The organism is Streptomyces sp. NPDC004539, assembly GCF_040610055.1.
In the GTDB taxonomy this organism is placed as follows: domain Bacteria; phylum Actinomycetota; class Actinomycetes; order Streptomycetales; family Streptomycetaceae; genus Streptomyces.
In genome coordinates this window covers 56,185-73,114 of sequence record NZ_JBEXLS010000018.1, presented here as the reverse complement: position 1 = coordinate 73,114, position 16,930 = coordinate 56,185, and the positions used below count along the sequence as shown (strand labels likewise).

Genomic DNA, 16,930 nt, shown 5'->3' with positions numbered 1-16,930 from the left:
CAGTAATGCGCAGCAAATTTAAGTAGAACTTCACCATCGCCCCGCCGACACTACCCCCATGACGACGACACCCCCCTTCGGCCGCGCCCTCTGCGCGATGATCACCCCCTTCACCGAGTCGGGCGCCCTCGACCTGGACGGCGCCCAGCGCCTCGCCGCCCACCTGATCGACGAGGGCTGCGACGGCCTGGTCCTCTCCGGCACGACAGGCGAGTCCCCCACGACGACGGACGCGGAGAAGTCGGCGCTGGTGAGGGCGGTCCGGGAGGCGGTAGGCCCAACCACCCCTCTCCTCACCGGAGTCGGCACGGCAGACACCCACCACTCCGTCCAACTCACCGCCCAGGCGGCGGACTCGGGCGCGACCGGCATCCTCCTCACGGCCCCCTACTACAGCCGCCCGCCCCAACCCGCCGTGGCCGCCCACCTCCGCGAGGTCGCCGACGCCTCCGAACTCCCCGTCATGCTCTACGACATCCCCGCCCGCACCGGCACCCGCATCGAACCCGACACCCTCCTCACCCTCGCCGACCACCCCCGCGTCCTCGCGGTGAAGGACTGCTCCTACGACTTCCTCGCCGCCCAGAAGCTCATCTCCCGCACGGACTTGGCGTACTACGCCGGCTGCGACGAACACAACCTCGCCCTCTACGCGGTCGGCGGCACGGGCTACGTCAGCACGGTGTCCAACATCGCCGCCCGCCAAGTCCGCAGCGTCCTCGACCTGTTCGAGGCGGGCGACACCTCAGCAGCGGCAAAGGCCCAACAACGCCTCATCCCCCTCACGGAGTCGATGATGTCCTCGGGCCTCCCCGGTACGGTGACGGCCAAGGCCCTCCTCACCGAACTGGGCCTCCCCTCAGGCCGGGTACGCGCCCCGCTCCTCCCGGCAGACGCCCACACGACCGCCGACCTGCGTGCCGCGTACGAGGAATTGCGCGGCGCCCTCTCTCCCTCGTAACCAAAAGGAGAAGCATGACCACGATCGCCGTGACCGGGCACATGGACTTGACCGACGCGAGCATTCCCTTGGTGCGTATCGCCTTGGACGAACTGCTCGCGCAGTACGCCGCCGACGGTCAGCTCGTCGGTGTCTCCTGCATCGCCGAGGGCGCCGATTCCCTCTTCGCGGAGGCCGTCCTCTCCCTGGGCGGAAAGCTGACGGTCGTCGTCCCTTCCCAGGACTACCGTCAGGACAAGGTCGGGCCGGACCACGCCGAGCGGTTCGACCGGCTGGTGGGCGCGGCGGAACAGGTCTTGGTGCTTCCTCGCGAGACCGCCGACCGGCAGGCGTACGAGGCCGCCAACGCCGTACTCGTCGAACGCGCCGATCGCCTCGTCGCCGTGTGGAACGGTGAGCCGCCGACCGGCAAGCGCGGAGGCACGGCCGACACGGTCGTCGAAGCCCGTTCGGCGGGGCTCCCCGTTGATGTGGTGTGGCCGCGGGGCGCCGCGCGCAAGGGCTGATCATGTTGCCGGAGCGTGCGCGAAAACCCGAGGTGTCCTCCCTCAACACCCCTCTATCGTGGGCAAGATGCCGCCCCGCCCCCTGCTCTTCCTCGACGTCGACGGCCCGTTGAACCCCTACGCGGCCAAACCGGAGCGCCGGCCGGAGGGTTACACCACCATCCGGGCCTCGCCCACCCGGGATCGCCGGCCCTTCCGGGTCTGGCTGAACCCCGCGCACGGTCCGGCCCTGCTCGCGCTCCCCTACGACCTGGTGTGGGCCACGACCTGGATGTCCCACGCGAACACCTGGATAGCCCCCGTCCTGAACCTCCCGCCCCTCCCCCACGTCGACTTCGGCGCCGACCTCCTAGTGCCGCGCCCTGACGAAGTCCACTGGAAGACCCGGCACTTGCTGACGTACGCCGCGGGCCGCCCCTTCGTCTGGGTGGACGACGAACAGTCCCCGGCGGACACGGAGTACGTGGCGGCCCACCACCCGGGCCAGGCTCTCCTGCACCACGTGAACCCTCGACTGGGCCTGCGGGAGGGCGACTTCAGGGTGCTGGCGGAGTGGGCGCGGGAAGAGAGCGGTGCCTGACCACTCGCGTAAGCACGCGTGACCCACCCCCGCACACGCCCTCCACCTCCACACCTCACCACACACCCCGCCCCCTACACACGCGTGAGCGCCCTCCCCACCTCCGGAAGGACGCTCACCACGATCAGCTCAACCACTCACCGGCACAGCTCAGTTGTGGCTGTGCAGGATCTCGTTCAGCCCACCCCACACCGCGTTGTTCGGCCGAGCCTCGACCGTCCCGGTCACGGAGTTGCGGCGGAAGAGGATGTTCGACGCCCCGGACAGCTCGCGAGCCTTCACGATCTGGCCGTCCGGCATGGTCACCCGTGTACCGGCGGTGACGTAGAGGCCCGCCTCGACGACGCACTCGTCACCCAGGGCGATCCCCACCCCCGCCTCGGCCCCGATGAGGCACCGCTCGCCGATGGTGATGCGGACGTTCCCGCCCCCGGACAGCGTGCCCATCGTGGACGCGCCGCCCCCGATGTCGGAACCGTCGCCGACGACGACACCGGCGGAGATCCGCCCCTCGACCATCGACGTCCCGAGCGTGCCCGCGTTGAAGTTGACGAAGCCCTCGTGCATGACGGTCGTGCCCTCGGCGAGGTGCGCCCCGAGGCGGACCCGGTCGGCGTCGGCGATGCGGACGCCCTTGGGGGCGACGTAGTCGGTCATGCGGGGGAACTTGTCGATGGACGTCACCTGGAGGTGCAGCCCCTCGGCGCGCGCGTTGAGGCGGACCTTCTCGACGTCGTCCACGGCGACGGGGCCCAGCGACGTCCAGGCGACGTTCGCGAGGAGCCCGAAGACCCCGTCGAGGCTCTGCCCGTGCGGCTGCACGAGCCGGTGCGAGAGCAGGTGCAGGCGCAGGTACGCGTCGTGCGCGTCGATCGGCTTCTCGGTCAGCGAGGAGATGACCGTACGGACCGCGACCACCTCGACGCCCCGGCGCGCGTCGGGCCCGATCGCCTTCGCCGCACCCTCACCGAGCAGCTCGACCGCTTTCTCCGCCGACAGCCGCTCGCTCCCCGAGGGCCCCGGCTCGGCGACGAGCTCGGGAGCGGGGAACCAGGTGTCGAGAACGGTGCCGTCGGCGGCGATGGTGGCAAGACCGGCGGCCACCGCGCCGCTGGTACCAGGTGCAGTCGTGTCACTCATAGGGGAAACCTAACCGGCGAAAGCCCCCAGAAGCGAACCAGCCACCCGGCGTCTCAACGTACGAACGACCAGGACAGCGGGTACGGACACGCCGGACCGGCCGCCACAGCCGTACGAGGCACCCCCGGCCCCCACCCCTGACACCCCGTCCACACCGGCCCTCCACATCTCACCCCGCCACACGCCCCGCCCCCTCACCCCTCGATCACCCTCCCCAGCACCTCCCGAGCCGCCCCCTCGTCGTACTCCACCCCCGTGAGCAGCACCTGAAGGCAGATCCCGTCCATCAGGGCCACCACCCCCCGAGCCGTCACCGCGTCCGTCCGCCGGGACAGCAACTCCCCCGCGGACTCGGCCCATTCCGCCGCGACCGGTTTCAACGCGGGCCGCCGCAGCGCCCCCAGATACAGCTCGTACTCCAACTCCACGCGCCCCACGTCCCCTTGCAGCCACTCCCCCAGCAACCGCGCGAGCCCGCCCGCGAGATCGCTCCCCGACTCCCACAACTCCACCTCGCCCGCGAGCATCTCGCCGAACCGCTCGTTGGCCTGCCGGAGCGCCGCCACCATCAGCTCGTCCAGCGTGGCGAAGTGGTAGGTGGTCGACCCGAGCGGCACGTCCGCCGCCGCGGCGACGGTCCGGTGGCTGAGCCCGGCGAGCCCCTTCTCCTGGACGACCCGCAGCGCCGCGTCGATGATCCGCTGCCGCCGGTCGGGGTCGTAGCGCCGCCCCATCAGTGCGCCCCGCCGAGGTTCAGCACCACGACCCCGGCGACGATCAGCAGAATCCCGGCGATCTTGGCGGGCCCGAGCCCCTCGCCGAACAGGACGAGCCCGATGGCCGCGATGGTCGCGGTCCCCACCCCGGCCCAGATCGCGTACGCCGTCCCGATGGACACGCTCCGCAGGGTCTGCGCGAGCAGCGCGAACGACACGACGTAGCCGAGCCCGGTCAGCAACGAGGGCCACAGCCTGCTGAATCCGTCGCTGTACTTCATGGCGGTGGTGGCGATCACCTCGGCGAGGATCGCGCCCGCGAGCATCAGGTATCCCATACGTACGAGCGTACACACCGTTATGTACGGGCGTACACATACACACGTGAACCCGCTCGGCATCCCGTGTTGTGAACGCGAGTTGAGAAAGCGTTATCGAACGCGATCACCCAAACGGCTACTCCCGAGTCACAGGGTCCACTAGTGTTTCACCGTTCACTCACCGGGCCCCCGCATTCGCGGCCCCGTCATGGGCGCCGCTGGAGGAATCAGCGCATGCCATTCAAGAAGTCCCGGCCCTCTCAAGAGAATTCGTGGGAGAACGGCTGGGCCCCGGACACCTCGCGGGCCCCCGGCACCCGACGTCTGTGGCTGGCCGGTGCCCTCGCGCTGGCCACGGTGACGGCCTGCGTCACGGCGATCACCGTCATGGACAAGGAGTCGGCCGACAGGTCCGACGAGGCGAAGCAGGCCGACACGAAGTCGGCCAAGGAGGCCGGTCCCGGCCTGATCTCGTTCGCCTCCCCGACGCCGACGGACAACGCGTCACCGGCCGGCGGCAAGGGCGAGCAGCGCGGCAGCCAGAGCCCCTCGGGTTCCCCGAGCCCCTCCGCCCACCCCTCCGGCTCCGCGAGCCCGCAGGGCGGCGACAAGGGCACCGGCACGACGGGCGGCACCGGCACGGGCGGTACGACCGGCGGGAGCGGCGGCGGCAAGACCGACCCGAGCACCCCCTCGACCCCCGCGAAGCCGGCCCCGAACAACCCCCCGGCCCAGCCCGCCACCAACCCCTACGACCGCTCGATCAGCGCGGTCAACTACCCCGACCGCTACTGGCACGTCAGCGACGGTCTCGTGAAGCTCGACGTACCGCGCGGCTCGGAGTCCCGCGAGGACTCCACCTTCACGGTCGTCCCCGGCCTCGCGAACAACTCCTGTTACACCTTCAAGACGCACGACGGCAAGTACCTCCGTCACCGCAACTTCGTCCTGCGCGCCGAACGCAACGACGGCTCCTCGCTGTTCAAGCAGGACGCCACCTTCTGCGCGGGGTACGGCGGTTACTCCGACGCGGTCACCCTCGTCTCCGTGAACTACCCCAACTACGCCCTGCGCCACAAGAACTTCCAGCTCCGCCTGGACCCCTACGGCTACAACACCACCAACCGCCAGGACTTCTACTTCCGCGTGGTGAACCCGCTGGACTGAGGCACCCGCACAGACAAAGGGCGAGGTCCGTGAAGACCTCGCCCTTCCTCGTGCCCAGTGCCCGGCACCCTCAGACGTTGAAGCCCAACGCCCGCAGCTGGTCCCGGCCGTCGTCCGTGATCTTGTCCGGGCCCCACGGCGGCATCCAGACCCAGTTGATACGCAGCTCGTTGACGAGGCCGTCCGTGGCGGACTTGGCCTGGTCCTCGATGACGTCCGTCAGCGGGCAGGCCGCGGAGGTCAGGGTCATGTCGATCGTCGCGATGTTCGCGTCGTCGATGTGGATGCCGTAGATGAGGCCCAGATTGACGACGTCGATGCCCAGTTCCGGGTCGACGACGTCGTACAGGGCCTCGCGGAGTTCGTCCTCCGACGCCGGCTTCATCTGCACGGTCTCGGTCATGCCGTCTTCCTTTCCGCGTCGGACGAGGCGAGGGCCTGTGCCGTCGCGTCCTTCCAGGCCATCCAGCTCAGCAGGGCGCACTTGACGCGCGCCGGGTACTTGGAGACCCCGGCGAACGCGACGGCGTCCTCCAGGACCTCCTCCATCGCGTCGTCGGGCTCGATGCGGCCCTTGGACTGCATCAGCTCCAGGAAGGTCTCCTGGATCTTCTGCGCGTCGGCGAGGTCCTTGCCGACCAGCAGTTCGTTGAGGACGGACGCGCTGGCCTGGCTGATCGAGCAGCCCTGGCCCTCGTACGACACGTCCTCGATCTTCGTGCCGTCGTACTTCACGCGGAGCGTGATCTCGTCGCCGCACGTCGGGTTGACGTGGTGCACCTCGGCGTCGCCGTCCCGGAGACCACGCCCGTGCGGGTGTTTGTAGTGGTCCAGGATGACTTCCTGGTACATCGAATCAAGCTTCACGGTCTCAGCTCACGCCCTTCAGCCGAAGAAGTTCCGTACGTGCTCCAGGCCGTCGACCAGTGCGTCGATCTCGGCCGGCGTGGAGTACAGATAGAACGACGCTCGCGTGGTCGCAGGAATTCCGTACCGCAGGCAGACCGGACGGGCGCAGTGGTGGCCGACCCGGACCGCGATGCCCTGCTCGTCGAGGACCTGGCCCACGTCGTGCGGGTGGATGTCACCGAGCGTGAACGAGATCGCGGCGCCCCGGTCCTCGGCCGTCGACGGGCCGATGATCCGCAGATCCGGCACCGACAGGAGCCGCTGGACCGCGTACTCCGTCAGCGCGTGCTCGTGCGCCAGGATCTTGTCCATGCCGATCGAGTTCAGGTAGTCGATCGCCGCGCCCAGCCCCACGGCCTGCGCGATCGGCGGCGTCCCCGCCTCGAACTTGTGCGGCGCGGGAGCGTACGTCGACGAGTGCATCGACACCGTCTCGATCATCTCGCCGCCGCCCAGGAACGGCGGCAGGTCCTCCAGGAGTTCCTGCCGGCCCCAGAGGACGCCGATCCCCGTCGGACCGCACATCTTGTGCCCGGTGAAGGCCACGAAGTCGGCCTGGAGGGCCTGGACGTCCAGCGGCATGTGCGGCGCGGCCTGCGAGGCGTCGATGCAGACCAGCGCACCGACCTCCTGCGCCCGGCGCACGATCGCCTCGACGGGGTTGACCGTCCCGAGGATGTTCGAGACCAGCACGAAGGAGACGATCTTCGTCTTCTCGGTGATGATCTCCTCGATGTTCGACAGGTCGAGCCGGCCGTCGTCCGTGAGGCCGAACCACTTCAGTTTCGCGCCCGTCCGCTGCGACAGCAGCTGCCACGGCACGATGTTGGAGTGGTGCTCCATCTCCGTGATGACGATCTCGGTCTCGGAGTCCACGCGGTAGGGCTCGTCGGCCCAGCCCAGCATGTTCGCGACGAGGTTGAGCGACTCGGAGGCGTTCTTCGTGAAGATCACCTCGTCCCGCGAGGGCGCGTTGACGAAGTCCGCGACCTTGTCGCGCGCGCCTTCGTACAGCGCCGTGGCCTCCTCGGCGAGCACGTGCACACCGCGGTGGACGTTGGCGTTGTGGCGCTCGTAGTACTCGGCGAGGGCGTCCAGCACCTGGCGCGGCTTCTGCGAGGTCGCCGCGTTGTCCAGGTACACGAGCTTCTGGCCGTCGTGGACCTGGCGGTCCAGGACGGGGAAGTCCTTGCGGATCGCCTCGACGTCGAGGAGGCCCGGCAACTGTGTCACTCGGATGCGCCGCCCTTCGTGTATGCCTCGTAGCCCTCGGCCTCCAGCTTGTCGGCCAGCTCGGGGCCGCCCGACTCGACGATCTTGCCGTTCGCGAAGACGTGGACGTGGTCGGGCTTGATGTAGCGCAGGATGCGCGTGTAGTGCGTGATCAGCAGGGTGCCGACCTCGCCGGTCTCGCGGACGCGGTTGACGCCCTCGGAGACGACCCGCAGCGCGTCGACGTCGAGGCCGGAGTCCGTCTCGTCGAGGATCGCGATCTTCGGCTTGAGCAGTTCGAGCTGGAGGATCTCGTGCCGCTTCTTCTCGCCGCCGGAGAAGCCCTCGTTGACGTTGCGCTCGGCGAAGGAGGGGTCCATGGAGAGCCGCTCCATGGCCTCCTTGACCTCCTTGACCCAGGTGCGCAGCTTGGGGGCCTCGCCGCGGATCGCGGTGGCGGAGGTCCGCAGGAAGTTCGACACGGAGACACCCGGGACCTCGACCGGGTACTGCATGGCGAGGAACAGGCCCGCGCGGGCGCGCTCGTCGACGGACATCTCCAGGACGTCCTCGCCGTCGAGCAGGACGGTGCCGCCGGTGATCGTGTACTTGGGGTGACCCGCGAGGGAGTACGCGAGCGTGGACTTGCCGGAGCCGTTGGGGCCCATGATGGCGTGCGTCTCGCCCTGCTTCACGGTCAGGTCGACGCCCTTGAGGATCTCCTTCGTGGCGTTGTCGGCCTCGACGGTGACGTGCAGGTCTCGGATTTCAAGCGTTGCCATGGATGCCTCAGGACTCCTGGGTGAGGGAGACGAGCACATCGTCCCCTTCGATCTTTACGGGGTAAACGGGTACGGGGCGCGTCGCGGGGAGGCCGGACGGCTTGCCGGTGCGCAGGTCGAAGGCGGAGCCGTGCAGCCAGCACTCGATCTGGCAGTCCTCCACCTCGCCCTCGGAGAGCGAGACGTTCGCGTGCGAGCAGATGTCGTGGATCGCGAACACCTCCCCCTCGGTCTGTACGACCGAGACCGGCGTGCCGTCGAGTTCCACCCGCTTCGGGGTGTCCTCCTCCAGCTCGCTCAGCCCACAGGCGCGTAGGAACGTCATCAGACGGACGCCTCCAGCTCCTCGTCGATCTTCACGAGGAGGCGCTCCTCGATGTCGGGGACACCGATCTGCTGGACCAGTTCGGCGAAGAAGCCGCGGACGACGAGCCGGCGGGCCTCGTCGGCCGGGATGCCGCGCGCCATCAGGTAGAAGAGCTGCTCGTCGTCGAAGCGGCCGGTCGCGGAGGCGTGACCGGCGCCGACGATCTCGCCGGTCTCGATCTCCAGGTTCGGCACGGAGTCGACCCGCGCGCCGTCCGTGAGGACGAGGTTGCGGTTCATCTCGTACGTGTCGGTGCCCTCGGCCTTGGCCTCGATCAGCACGTCGCCGATCCACACCGCGTGGGCGCCCTCGCCCTGGAGCGCGCCCTTGTAGACGACGTTCGACTTGCAGTGCGGGGTGTTGTGGTCGACGAGGAGGCGGTGCTCCTGGTGCTGGCCGGCGTCGGTGAAGTACAGCCCGAACAGCTCGGCCTCGCCGCCGGTCGCGGCGTAGGAGACGCGCGGGTGCAGCCGGACGAGGTCGCCGCCGAAGGTGACGACGACGGACTTGAAGCTGGCGTCGCGGCCGACCAGCGCGCTGTGCTGGGCGACGTGGACGGCGGTGTCGTCCCAGTCCTGGATGGAGACGACGGTGAGCTTGGCGCCGTCACCGAGGACGTACTCCAGGTTCGCCGCGATGACCGCGTCGCCGGTGTGGTCGATGACGACGACGGCCTCGGCGAAGGCGCCCAGCTCGATGACCTGGTGGCCGAAGCGGGTGCCGCCCTCGCCGTGCACGGCGACGCGGATCGGCTCGGTGAGGACCGTCTCCTTGGGGACGGTGATCACGGCGGCCTGCTCGAACGCGGAGTACGCCTGGGCGGCGACCCGGTCGACGGGGGTGCCGGCCCGGCCGAGCCGGGCGTCGTGGCGGCCGACCAGCTCGACGGTGACGCCCTCGGGGGCCTCGACGTCCACCTTGACGCCCTCGCCGGTGGCGACGGCGGTGCCGTCGTGCAGTCCGCGCAGGCGCGCCAGCGGGGTGAACCGCCACTCCTCCTCGCGGCCGTGGGGGACGGGGAAGTCCGCCACGTCGAAGGAGGGCGGCGCGCTCATGCGCGTGGCGGTGGTGGACTCGGCGGCCACCGCGATGGCGCCGGCGGTGGTGGACCCCACCGGGGAGTTCTGAGCCTCAGCCATGGCTGTCGTAGTGCTCACTTTCTTACGCTTGTATGACGTACGAGGGCGACCCGGGGGCCGCGGTCAGCCGACCGCGCCTTCCATCTGGAGCTCGATCAGCCGGTTCAGCTCCAGCGCGTACTCCATCGGCAGCTCCTTCGCGATCGGCTCGACGAAGCCGCGCACGATCATCGCCATCGCCTCGAACTCGCTCAGACCCCGGCTCATCAGGTAGAAGAGCTGGTCCTCGGAGACCTTGGAGACGGTCGCCTCGTGCCCCATCGACACGTCGTCCTCGCGGACGTCGACGTACGGGTAGGTGTCCGAGCGGGAGATGGTGTCGACGAGCAGCGCGTCGCACAGCACGTTGGACTTGGAGCCGGGGGCGCCCTCGCCGATCTCGATGAGACCGCGGTAGGACGTACGGCCGCCGCCGCGCGCCACGGACTTCGACACGATGTTGGACGACGTGTTCGGCGCCATGTGGACCATCTTGGCGCCCGCGTCCTGGTGCTGGCCCTCGCCCGCGAAGGCGATGGAGAGGGTCTCGCCCTTGGCGTGCTCGCCCATCAGGTAGACGGCGGGGTACTTCATGGTCACCTTGGAGCCGATGTTGCCGTCGACCCACTCCATGGTCGCGCCCTCGTAGGCGACGGCGCGCTTGGTGACCAGGTTGTAGACGTTGTTCGACCAGTTCTGGATGGTCGTGTACCGGCAGCGGGCGTTCTTCTTGACGATGATCTCGACGACCGCGCTGTGCAGGGAGTCCGACTTGTAGATCGGCGCCGTACAGCCCTCGACGTAGTGCACGTAGGCACCCTCGTCGACGATGATCAGGGTCCGCTCGAACTGGCCCATGTTCTCGGTGTTGATGCGGAAGTACGCCTGGAGCGGGATCTCGACGTGCACGCCCGGGGGGACGTAGATGAAGGAACCGCCGGACCACACGGCCGTGTTCAGCGAGGCGAACTTGTTGTCGCCGACCGGGATGACCGTCCCGAAGTACTCCTTGAAGAGCTCCGGGTGCTCCTTGAGGGCGGTGTCCGTGTCGAGGAAGATGACGCCCTGCTCCTCCAGGTCCTCGCGGATCTGGTGGTAGACGACCTCGGACTCGTACTGCGCGGCGACACCGGCGACGAGGCGCTGCTTCTCCGCCTCGGGGATGCCGAGCTTGTCGTACGTGTTCTTGATGTCCTCGGGCAGGTCCTCCCAGGACTCCGCCTGCTTCTCCGTGGAGCGCACGAAGTACTTGATGTTGTCGAAGTCGATGCCGGAGAGGTCGGAGCCCCAGTTCGGCATGGGCTTCTTCTCGAAGAGACGCAGGCCCTTGAGACGGAGCTTCGTCATCCACTCGGGCTCGGACTTCTTCGCCGAGATGTCCTTGACGACATCGTCGTTCAGTCCGCGCTTGGCAGCCGCACCGGCCTCGTCGGAGTCGGCCCAGCCGTATTCGTACTTGCCAAGACCCTCTAGTTCGGGGTGGGCAGTCTCCGTGGTCATGCGGGGTTCCTCCCGGCCGTGCTTGCTGATGCGTTGTGGGAAATCTTGGGGATGAACGTCGTACACACGCCGTCGCCGTGGGCGATGGTCGCCAGCCGCTGCACGTGCGTCCCGAGCAGCTCGGCGAAGAACTCCGTCTCCGCCTCGCACAGCTGGGGGAACTGTTCCGCGACGTGCGCCACGGGGCAGTGGTGCTGGCAGAGCTGCTCACCCACGGGCGCGCTTCGCGCCGTAGCAGCGTACCCGTCCGCCGTCAGGGCCTTGGCCAGGGCTTCCGCGCGCTTCTCGGGCGGGACTCCGGCGATCGCCCTGCGGTAGGCGGGGGCCTGCGCGGCGACGCGCGCGCGGGCGAAGGCGGCGACGGCCTCCTCGCCGCCCTCCCGCTCCGCGATCCAGCGCAGCGCGTCGGCGGCGAGCGTGTCGTACGACTGGTCGAAGGCGTCCCGGCCGCAGTCGGTCAGGGCGAACACCTTCGCGGGGCGACCGCGGGTGCGGGCGCCGTAGACACGCTGTTCACGGGGTTCCACGACGGTGCCCTCGACCAGCGCGTCCAGGTGCCGGCGGACGGCGGCCTGGGTGAGGCCGAGCCGGCCCGCGAGCTCGGCGACCGTGGACGGGCCGTGGTCCAGGATCGAGCGCGCGACGCGGTTGCGGGTCGACCGATCCGACCGCAAGCCGGCCGCGAGCTCCTCCTGCGGGGCCTCGCCGACGTTTTTCACAACGCCATTGTTGCGTAATTCTCCAGGACCGGGCAAGCCGCGCCCCCACCGGCCGACGGTGCCCTGCATCACTTAGGCATACCTAATCTGACCTGCGGAAACGATCTTCTGATCGATCAATTCGGTGGCGCCGGGCCACTCGCCGCGCGACACTCGTGAACCATGCCCACACCCCCTCCCACCGGCCCACTCGTCACCCGGGACACCCTCGCGGACGACCTCAGGAAGCTCGGGGTGACAGCCGGTGAGACCCTCCTCGTCCACTCCTCGCTAAAGTCCCTGGGCTGGGTCAACGGCGCCGCCGTCGCCGCCGTCCAGGCCCTCCTCGACGTCCTCGGCCCGGCCGGCACCCTGGCCGTCCCCACCCAGACCGGCGACCTCTCCGACCCGGCCCTGTGGCAGAACCCGCCGGTCCCGGAGGAGTGGTGGCCGGTGATCCGGGCGACCATGCCGCCCTACGATCCGCTGGTCACCCCGACCCGGGGCATGGGCGCGGTCCCCGAGACGGTCCGCCGCTGGCCCGGCGCCCTGCGCAGCGCCCACCACCAGACGTCCTTCGCGGCGATCGGCCCGCTGGCGGCGCGGATCACCGGCGGGCACGCCCCGGACTGCCAGCTCGGCGAGCGCAGCCCGCTGGCCCGGCTGGAGGAGGCGGGCGCGCGCGTCCTGCTGCTCGGCGTCGGCTACGACAGCTGCACCGCCTTCCACCTCGCCGAGTACCGGGTCCCCTCCCCCGTCCGCCCGCACGGCCACCCCGGTCCCGACGGCTGGCGCACGGTCACCGACGTCTCCGTCGACAGCGGCGACTTCCCCGAGCTGGGCCACGACTACGAACGGGACCGCCCGGTCGTCCGGGGCACCGCGGGCGCCGCCGAGTGCCGGCTCTTCCCGCTCGCCGAGGCCGTCGCCTACGCGGAGCGCTGGCTGCCGGTCCACCGCCCGTACGAGATCCCGTGACCCGCCCGCCCGCACCCCCCGCGCGCTCCCTAGACTCGTCTCTCATGCGAAGCGAGCCTGTCGTCCAGGTCCGGGCCCTGGTGAAGCGGTACGGGTCCAAGACCGCGGTGGACGGCCTCGATCTGGTCGCCGGGGACGGTGTCACCGCCGTGCTCGGCCCCAACGGGGCGGGGAAGACGACGACGATCGAGGTGTGCGAGGGGTACCGGAGAGCCGACGACGGGACGGTCCGGGTCCTCGGGCTCGACCCCGTCGCCCAGGCCGCCGAGCTGCGGCCCCGGATCGGTGTGATGTTGCAGTCGGGGGGCGTGTACTCGGGTGCGCGCGCCGACGAGATGCTCCGGCACGTGGCGAAGCTGCACGCGCATCCGCTCGACGTCGACGCGCTGATCGAGCGGCTCGGCCTCGGGAGCTGCGGCCGGACCACCTACCGGCGGCTGTCCGGCGGCCAGCAGCAGCGGCTGGCCCTCGCGATGGCCGTCGTCGGCCGTCCCGAGCTGGTCTTCCTCGACGAGCCGACGGCGGGCCTCGACCCGCAGGCCCGCCGGGCGACCTGGGACCTCGTCCGCGATCTGCGGGACGACGGGGTCGCCGTCATCCTCACGACCCACCACATGGACGAGGCCGAGCAGCTCGCGGACGACGTCGCGATCATCGACGCCGGAAAGGTCATCGCACAGGGCTCCCCGGAGGAGTTGTGCAAGGGCGGCGCCGAGAACACGCTGCGCTTCACCGGCCGCCCAGGTCTGGACGTCGGTTCCCTCCTCAAGGCGCTCCCCACCGACTCCACCGCCGACGAACTCACCCCCGGCTCCTACCGCATCACCGGCAAGATCGACCCCCAGCTCCTCGCCACGGTCACCTCCTGGTGCGCCCAGCACGGCGTGATGCCGGACCGCATCTCGGTGGAACGCCACACACTGGAGGACGTCTTCCTGGAACTGACCGGCAAGGAGCTGCGCTCATGATTCCGGCCAGCATGCCCCTCGGCCGGGGGTCCGGGGGTTGTCCCCCGGGAAAGCACAGTCTGGAGCTCACCGGCAAGGAGCTGCGCTCATGACCGCGACCGGCACGTACGCCCCGAAGCCGGGTGCGGCGCCCCTCCCCCGCATGATCGCGGCGCAGGCGGCGCTGGAGACGAGGATGCTCCTGCGCAACGGCGAGCAGCTCCTCCTGACGGTGATCATCCCGACCCTGCTCCTGGTCCTCTTCAGCTCGGTCGACATCATCGACACCGGCGCGGGCAAGTCCGTCGACTTCCTCGCCCCCGGCATCCTGGCGCTGGCCGTGATGTCCACTGCGTTCACCGGCCAGGCGATCGCGACGGGCTTCGAGCGCAGGTACGGCGTCCTGAAACGCCTCGCCTCCTCACCGCTGCCCCGCTGGGCCCTGATGACCGCGAAGACGGCGTCCGTGCTGGTCACGGAGGTCCTCCAGGTGATCCTGCTGACGGTCATCGCGCTCGCCCTGGGCTGGTCCCCGCACGGCGACCCGCTGACCGTGCTCGCCCTCCTCGTCCTCGGCACGGCCGCCTTCTCGGGCCTCGGCCTCCTGATGGCCGGCACGCTCAAGGCGGAGGCGACCCTCGCCGCCGCGAACCTCGTCTTCCTGCTCCTCCTGGTCGGCGGCGGCGTCATCGTCCCGATGGACAAGTACCCCTCGGCCGTCCAGGACGTCCTCGGCCTCCTCCCGATCTCCGCCCTCTCCGACGGCCTGCGGGACGTGTTGCAGCACGGCGCGGGCGTCCCGTGGGGCGACCTGGGCATCCTGGCGGTGTGGGCGGTGGCGGGGCTGGCGGCTGCGGGCCGGTTCTTCCGGTGGGAGTAGGCCGTACGCCCGACCCCTCGTGAACGCGTGCACAAGCGGCGGCCTACGATGGTCCGCGTGCCAAACGTGACCCGCGCCGATGCCGTAGCCGCCGTGCGCAACCCGCTCGCCTTCATCGCAGCGCGCTGGACGCCCACCCCCCGGACCGTCCAGCGTGCGGCCCTCGCCGCGCTCGTCATGTCGGTGGTCATCGTCGTCACCGGCGGTGCCGTGCGCCTGACCGGCTCGGGGCTCGGCTGCCCGACCTGGCCGAAGTGCACGGACGACTCGCTGACCGCGACCACCGCGATGGGGCTGCACGGCGCCATCGAGTTCGGCAACCGGATGCTGACGTACGTGCTGTGCGCGGCCGTCGGGTGGGCCATCGTCGCGGCCCGCTCCGAGAAGCCGTACCGCCGCTCCCTCACCCGTCTCGGCTGGGCCCAGTTCTGGGTGGTCATGGGCAACGCGGTGCTCGGCGGGATCGTCGTCCTCGTCGGTCTGAACCCCTACACGGTCGCCGCGCACTTCCTGCTCTCCTCGGCGCTGATCGCCGTCGCGACGGTCATGTGGCAGCGGACCCGGGAGGGGGACGGCGCTCCCCGCGCGATCGTCGGCAAGGCCGTCCAGCAGCTCGTCTGGTCGCTGGTCGTCGCGTCGGTCCTGCTCATCGCGGTCGGTACGGTCGTGACGGGCGCGGGGCCGCACGCTGGTGACTCCAGCGAGGTCGAGCGCATCCCGATCGACTGGGAGACGATCGCCAAGCTGCACGCGGTCCTGGCGTGGATCGTGGTCACCCTGACGTTCGCGCTCTGGTTCGTCCTGAAGGCGGTCGACTCCCCGAAGGCCCCCCTGAACCGCACCCGCGAACTCTTCGTGATCCTCCTGCTCCAGGGCGCCATCGGCTACGTCCAGTACTTCACAAACCTCCCCGAAGTCCTCGTCGGCGCCCACATGTTCGGCTCCACGGTCACCTGGATCTGGGTCCTGAGGGTCCTGCTGTCCCTGCGGGAGCGCCCGTACGACGACGTCGAACTGCCGGCCCCGGCGGAGAGCGCCGTCCCCACCCGGGCCTAGAGCCCGTACACCCGCTTCGCGTTGCCCGCCGCCAGCATCCCCGCGACCCGCTGGGCGTCCCCCAGGGACCAGGCGCCCTCGGCGACCCAGCCGCCCAGTACGCGGGTGAGGGCCTCCTGGAAGAGGCGGGCGGCGACGAGGTGGAGTTCGGGGAGGGCGCGGGCGCCGCTGGAGTAGAGGAGCTTGCCGAAGGGGGCGAGTTCGAGGGTCTCCGCGAGGACGGTCGCCGCGCGGGCGCCCGTGTGCAGGAGGGCCGTTCCGCAGTCGGCGTAGACGTGGGGGTGGGCGGCGGTGAGCCGGGCGATCTGCCGGTGCTGGGGGTAGCCGTGCAGCAGGACCAGGTCGGTGCCGAGCCCCGTCGTCGTCCGGATGAAGTCCACCGGCGGCACGGGGCCGGTGTGCAGTTGGAGCGGGCGGCCCGAGGCCAGCGCGATCCACAGCAGGTGCCGTAGCAGGACCGGGTCCCGCAGCTCACCGCCGACCTTCCGCCCCGCGAGCCAGCGGCCGGCCGCGCCGCGCACCTCGCCGGCGTCGGGCGGGTCCGGGACCAGCGCGTGGCCGAGTCTCGTGGGGGCGACGGAGGCGAAGGCGACCGCGTTCGCGGCGGCGCCGTGCACGGATTCCGCGAGGTTCGCGAGGAAGCCCTCGACGGTCCCCGAGGTGTCCGCGACCTGTTCCGCGAGGAGTTCGAGGCGGACGATCTCACGGGCGTCGGCGGCGGCCGTGGCGGCGAGTTCGGCGGGGTGGGTGAGGTCGTCGGTGAGGCCCGTGTCGACGAGGTACGCCGTGACGCCCGAGCCGCGCAGCAGTCTGCGGCCCGCCTCCAGCACGCCCAGTTCACGCCGTCTCGCCAGGTAGCGGGCGGGCGGGCAGTGGGGTTCGAGGTCCAGGAGAGGGGGGCACCAGCGGCGGACGGCGAAGCCGGTCTGCGTGTCGAAGAGGGTCGTCCCGGGGGCCGGCGGCCCGTCCGCCCGCGCGAGCCGCGCCTCGAACGTGCCGAGCCCCAGCTCCGTCCTGAGGACGCCGTGGCAGTACTGGTCCACCAGGGACGGCGTTTCGATCATCCGGTCTCCCTGTCAGCGGCGTCGCCTCA

At 70.2% G+C, this 16,930-nt stretch carries 20 protein-coding genes; 8 read left to right on the top strand and 12 right to left on the bottom strand.

Annotated elements, in window-relative coordinates; all coding sequences use genetic code 11:
- Positions 1-58: 58 nt before the first annotated feature.
- From dapA to ABZX85_RS31760, 3 genes are all read left to right on the top strand, one after another.
- Positions 59-961 carry a 4-hydroxy-tetrahydrodipicolinate synthase gene (gene dapA / locus ABZX85_RS31770; RefSeq protein WP_355876118.1) on the top strand — a complete coding sequence of 301 codons (903 nt, stop codon included), beginning with the start codon at positions 59-61 and terminating at the stop codon, positions 959-961.
- Positions 962-975: 14 nt separating this feature from the next.
- Positions 976-1,467, top strand: a complete 492-nt coding sequence (locus ABZX85_RS31765) for a hypothetical protein (protein ID WP_355876115.1) — start codon at positions 976-978, stop codon at positions 1,465-1,467.
- A gap of 67 nt (positions 1,468-1,534) precedes the next feature.
- On the top strand, positions 1,535-2,047 hold the full coding sequence (locus ABZX85_RS31760; protein WP_355876112.1) for a hypothetical protein: 513 nt from the start codon (positions 1,535-1,537) through the stop codon (positions 2,045-2,047).
- 150 nt (positions 2,048-2,197) lie between these two features.
- Here the strand turns inward: ABZX85_RS31760 and dapD are convergent, their stop codons facing one another.
- The 3 genes from dapD to ABZX85_RS31745 form a co-directional block, all read right to left on the bottom strand.
- Complete coding sequence (dapD, locus tag ABZX85_RS31755; RefSeq protein ID WP_355876110.1) at positions 2,198-3,187, bottom strand: 2,3,4,5-tetrahydropyridine-2,6-dicarboxylate N-succinyltransferase; 990 nt, start codon at positions 3,185-3,187, stop codon at positions 2,198-2,200.
- 194 nt (positions 3,188-3,381) lie between these two features.
- On the bottom strand, positions 3,382-3,921 hold the full coding sequence (locus ABZX85_RS31750; protein WP_355876107.1) for a TetR family transcriptional regulator: 540 nt from the start codon (positions 3,919-3,921) through the stop codon (positions 3,382-3,384).
- Complete coding sequence (locus tag ABZX85_RS31745) at positions 3,921-4,241, bottom strand: multidrug efflux SMR transporter (protein WP_355876104.1); 321 nt, start codon at positions 4,239-4,241, stop codon at positions 3,921-3,923. The genes ABZX85_RS31750 and ABZX85_RS31745 overlap by 1 nt, the downstream gene beginning before the upstream one ends.
- Before the next feature lie 216 nt (positions 4,242-4,457).
- On the opposite strand from ABZX85_RS31745, the gene ABZX85_RS31740 reads away from it, so the two are divergent.
- Positions 4,458-5,390: an AbfB domain-containing protein gene (locus ABZX85_RS31740; RefSeq protein WP_355876101.1), complete on the top strand. Its 933-nt coding sequence runs from the start codon at positions 4,458-4,460 to the stop codon at positions 5,388-5,390.
- Positions 5,391-5,460: 70 nt separating this feature from the next.
- On the opposite strand, the gene ABZX85_RS31735 is transcribed toward ABZX85_RS31740, so the two are convergent.
- The 8 genes from ABZX85_RS31735 to ABZX85_RS31700 all read right to left on the bottom strand — a co-directional run bounded on the left by ABZX85_RS31735 (position 5,461) and on the right by ABZX85_RS31700 (position 11,997).
- The gene (locus ABZX85_RS31735) at positions 5,461-5,793 is read right to left on the bottom strand and encodes a metal-sulfur cluster assembly factor (RefSeq protein WP_355876098.1); all 333 of its coding nucleotides are present in this window, start codon (positions 5,791-5,793) and stop codon (positions 5,461-5,463) included.
- Entirely contained in the window at positions 5,790-6,257 is a 468-nt protein-coding gene (gene sufU / locus ABZX85_RS31730; protein ID WP_355876095.1) for a Fe-S cluster assembly sulfur transfer protein SufU, read from the bottom strand. Before sufU ends, ABZX85_RS31735 begins: the two co-directional genes overlap by 4 nt.
- 18 nt (positions 6,258-6,275) lie before the next feature.
- Positions 6,276-7,532: a cysteine desulfurase gene (locus tag ABZX85_RS31725; protein ID WP_355876092.1), complete on the bottom strand. Its 1,257-nt coding sequence runs from the start codon at positions 7,530-7,532 to the stop codon at positions 6,276-6,278.
- Positions 7,529-8,293, bottom strand: a complete 765-nt coding sequence (gene sufC / locus ABZX85_RS31720) for a Fe-S cluster assembly ATPase SufC (RefSeq protein ID WP_355876090.1) — start codon at positions 8,291-8,293, stop codon at positions 7,529-7,531. Before sufC ends, ABZX85_RS31725 begins: the two co-directional genes overlap by 4 nt.
- Positions 8,294-8,300: 7 nt before the next feature.
- A complete protein-coding gene (locus tag ABZX85_RS31715) occupies positions 8,301-8,618 on the bottom strand; it encodes a non-heme iron oxygenase ferredoxin subunit (protein ID WP_355876087.1) in 318 nt (105 codons plus the stop codon).
- A complete protein-coding gene (gene sufD / locus ABZX85_RS31710; RefSeq protein WP_355876084.1) occupies positions 8,618-9,799 on the bottom strand; it encodes a Fe-S cluster assembly protein SufD in 1,182 nt (393 codons plus the stop codon). Before sufD ends, ABZX85_RS31715 begins: the two co-directional genes overlap by 1 nt.
- Positions 9,800-9,862: 63 nt before the next feature.
- A complete protein-coding gene (gene sufB, locus ABZX85_RS31705) occupies positions 9,863-11,278 on the bottom strand; it encodes a Fe-S cluster assembly protein SufB (RefSeq protein WP_355876081.1) in 1,416 nt (471 codons plus the stop codon).
- Positions 11,275-11,997, bottom strand: a complete 723-nt coding sequence (locus ABZX85_RS31700; protein ID WP_355876078.1) for a helix-turn-helix domain-containing protein — start codon at positions 11,995-11,997, stop codon at positions 11,275-11,277. Before ABZX85_RS31700 ends, sufB begins: the two co-directional genes overlap by 4 nt.
- A 162-nt stretch (positions 11,998-12,159) precedes the next feature.
- Here ABZX85_RS31700 and ABZX85_RS31695 point away from each other — a divergent pair, with 162 nt between their 5' ends.
- The 4 genes from ABZX85_RS31695 (at position 12,160) to ABZX85_RS31680 (ending at position 15,837) form a co-directional block, all read left to right on the top strand.
- Positions 12,160-12,954, top strand: coding sequence for an AAC(3) family N-acetyltransferase (locus ABZX85_RS31695; RefSeq protein WP_355876076.1), 795 nt, complete (start codon positions 12,160-12,162; stop codon positions 12,952-12,954).
- A 44-nt stretch (positions 12,955-12,998) separates the two neighbouring features.
- On the top strand, positions 12,999-13,922 hold the full coding sequence (locus tag ABZX85_RS31690) for an ABC transporter ATP-binding protein (RefSeq protein ID WP_355876073.1): 924 nt from the start codon (positions 12,999-13,001) through the stop codon (positions 13,920-13,922).
- Between the two features lie 88 nt (positions 13,923-14,010).
- On the top strand, positions 14,011-14,781 hold the full coding sequence (locus ABZX85_RS31685; protein ID WP_355876070.1) for an ABC transporter permease: 771 nt from the start codon (positions 14,011-14,013) through the stop codon (positions 14,779-14,781).
- Between the two features lie 48 nt (positions 14,782-14,829).
- Positions 14,830-15,837 carry a COX15/CtaA family protein gene (locus ABZX85_RS31680; protein WP_355876067.1) on the top strand — a complete coding sequence of 336 codons (1,008 nt, stop codon included), beginning with the start codon at positions 14,830-14,832 and terminating at the stop codon, positions 15,835-15,837.
- Here the strand turns inward: ABZX85_RS31680 and ABZX85_RS31675 are convergent.
- On the bottom strand, positions 15,834-16,901 hold the full coding sequence (locus ABZX85_RS31675; protein WP_355876065.1) for an amidohydrolase: 1,068 nt from the start codon (positions 16,899-16,901) through the stop codon (positions 15,834-15,836). The genes ABZX85_RS31680 and ABZX85_RS31675 overlap by 4 nt on opposite strands.
- Between the last annotated feature and the right edge of the window lie 29 nt (positions 16,902-16,930).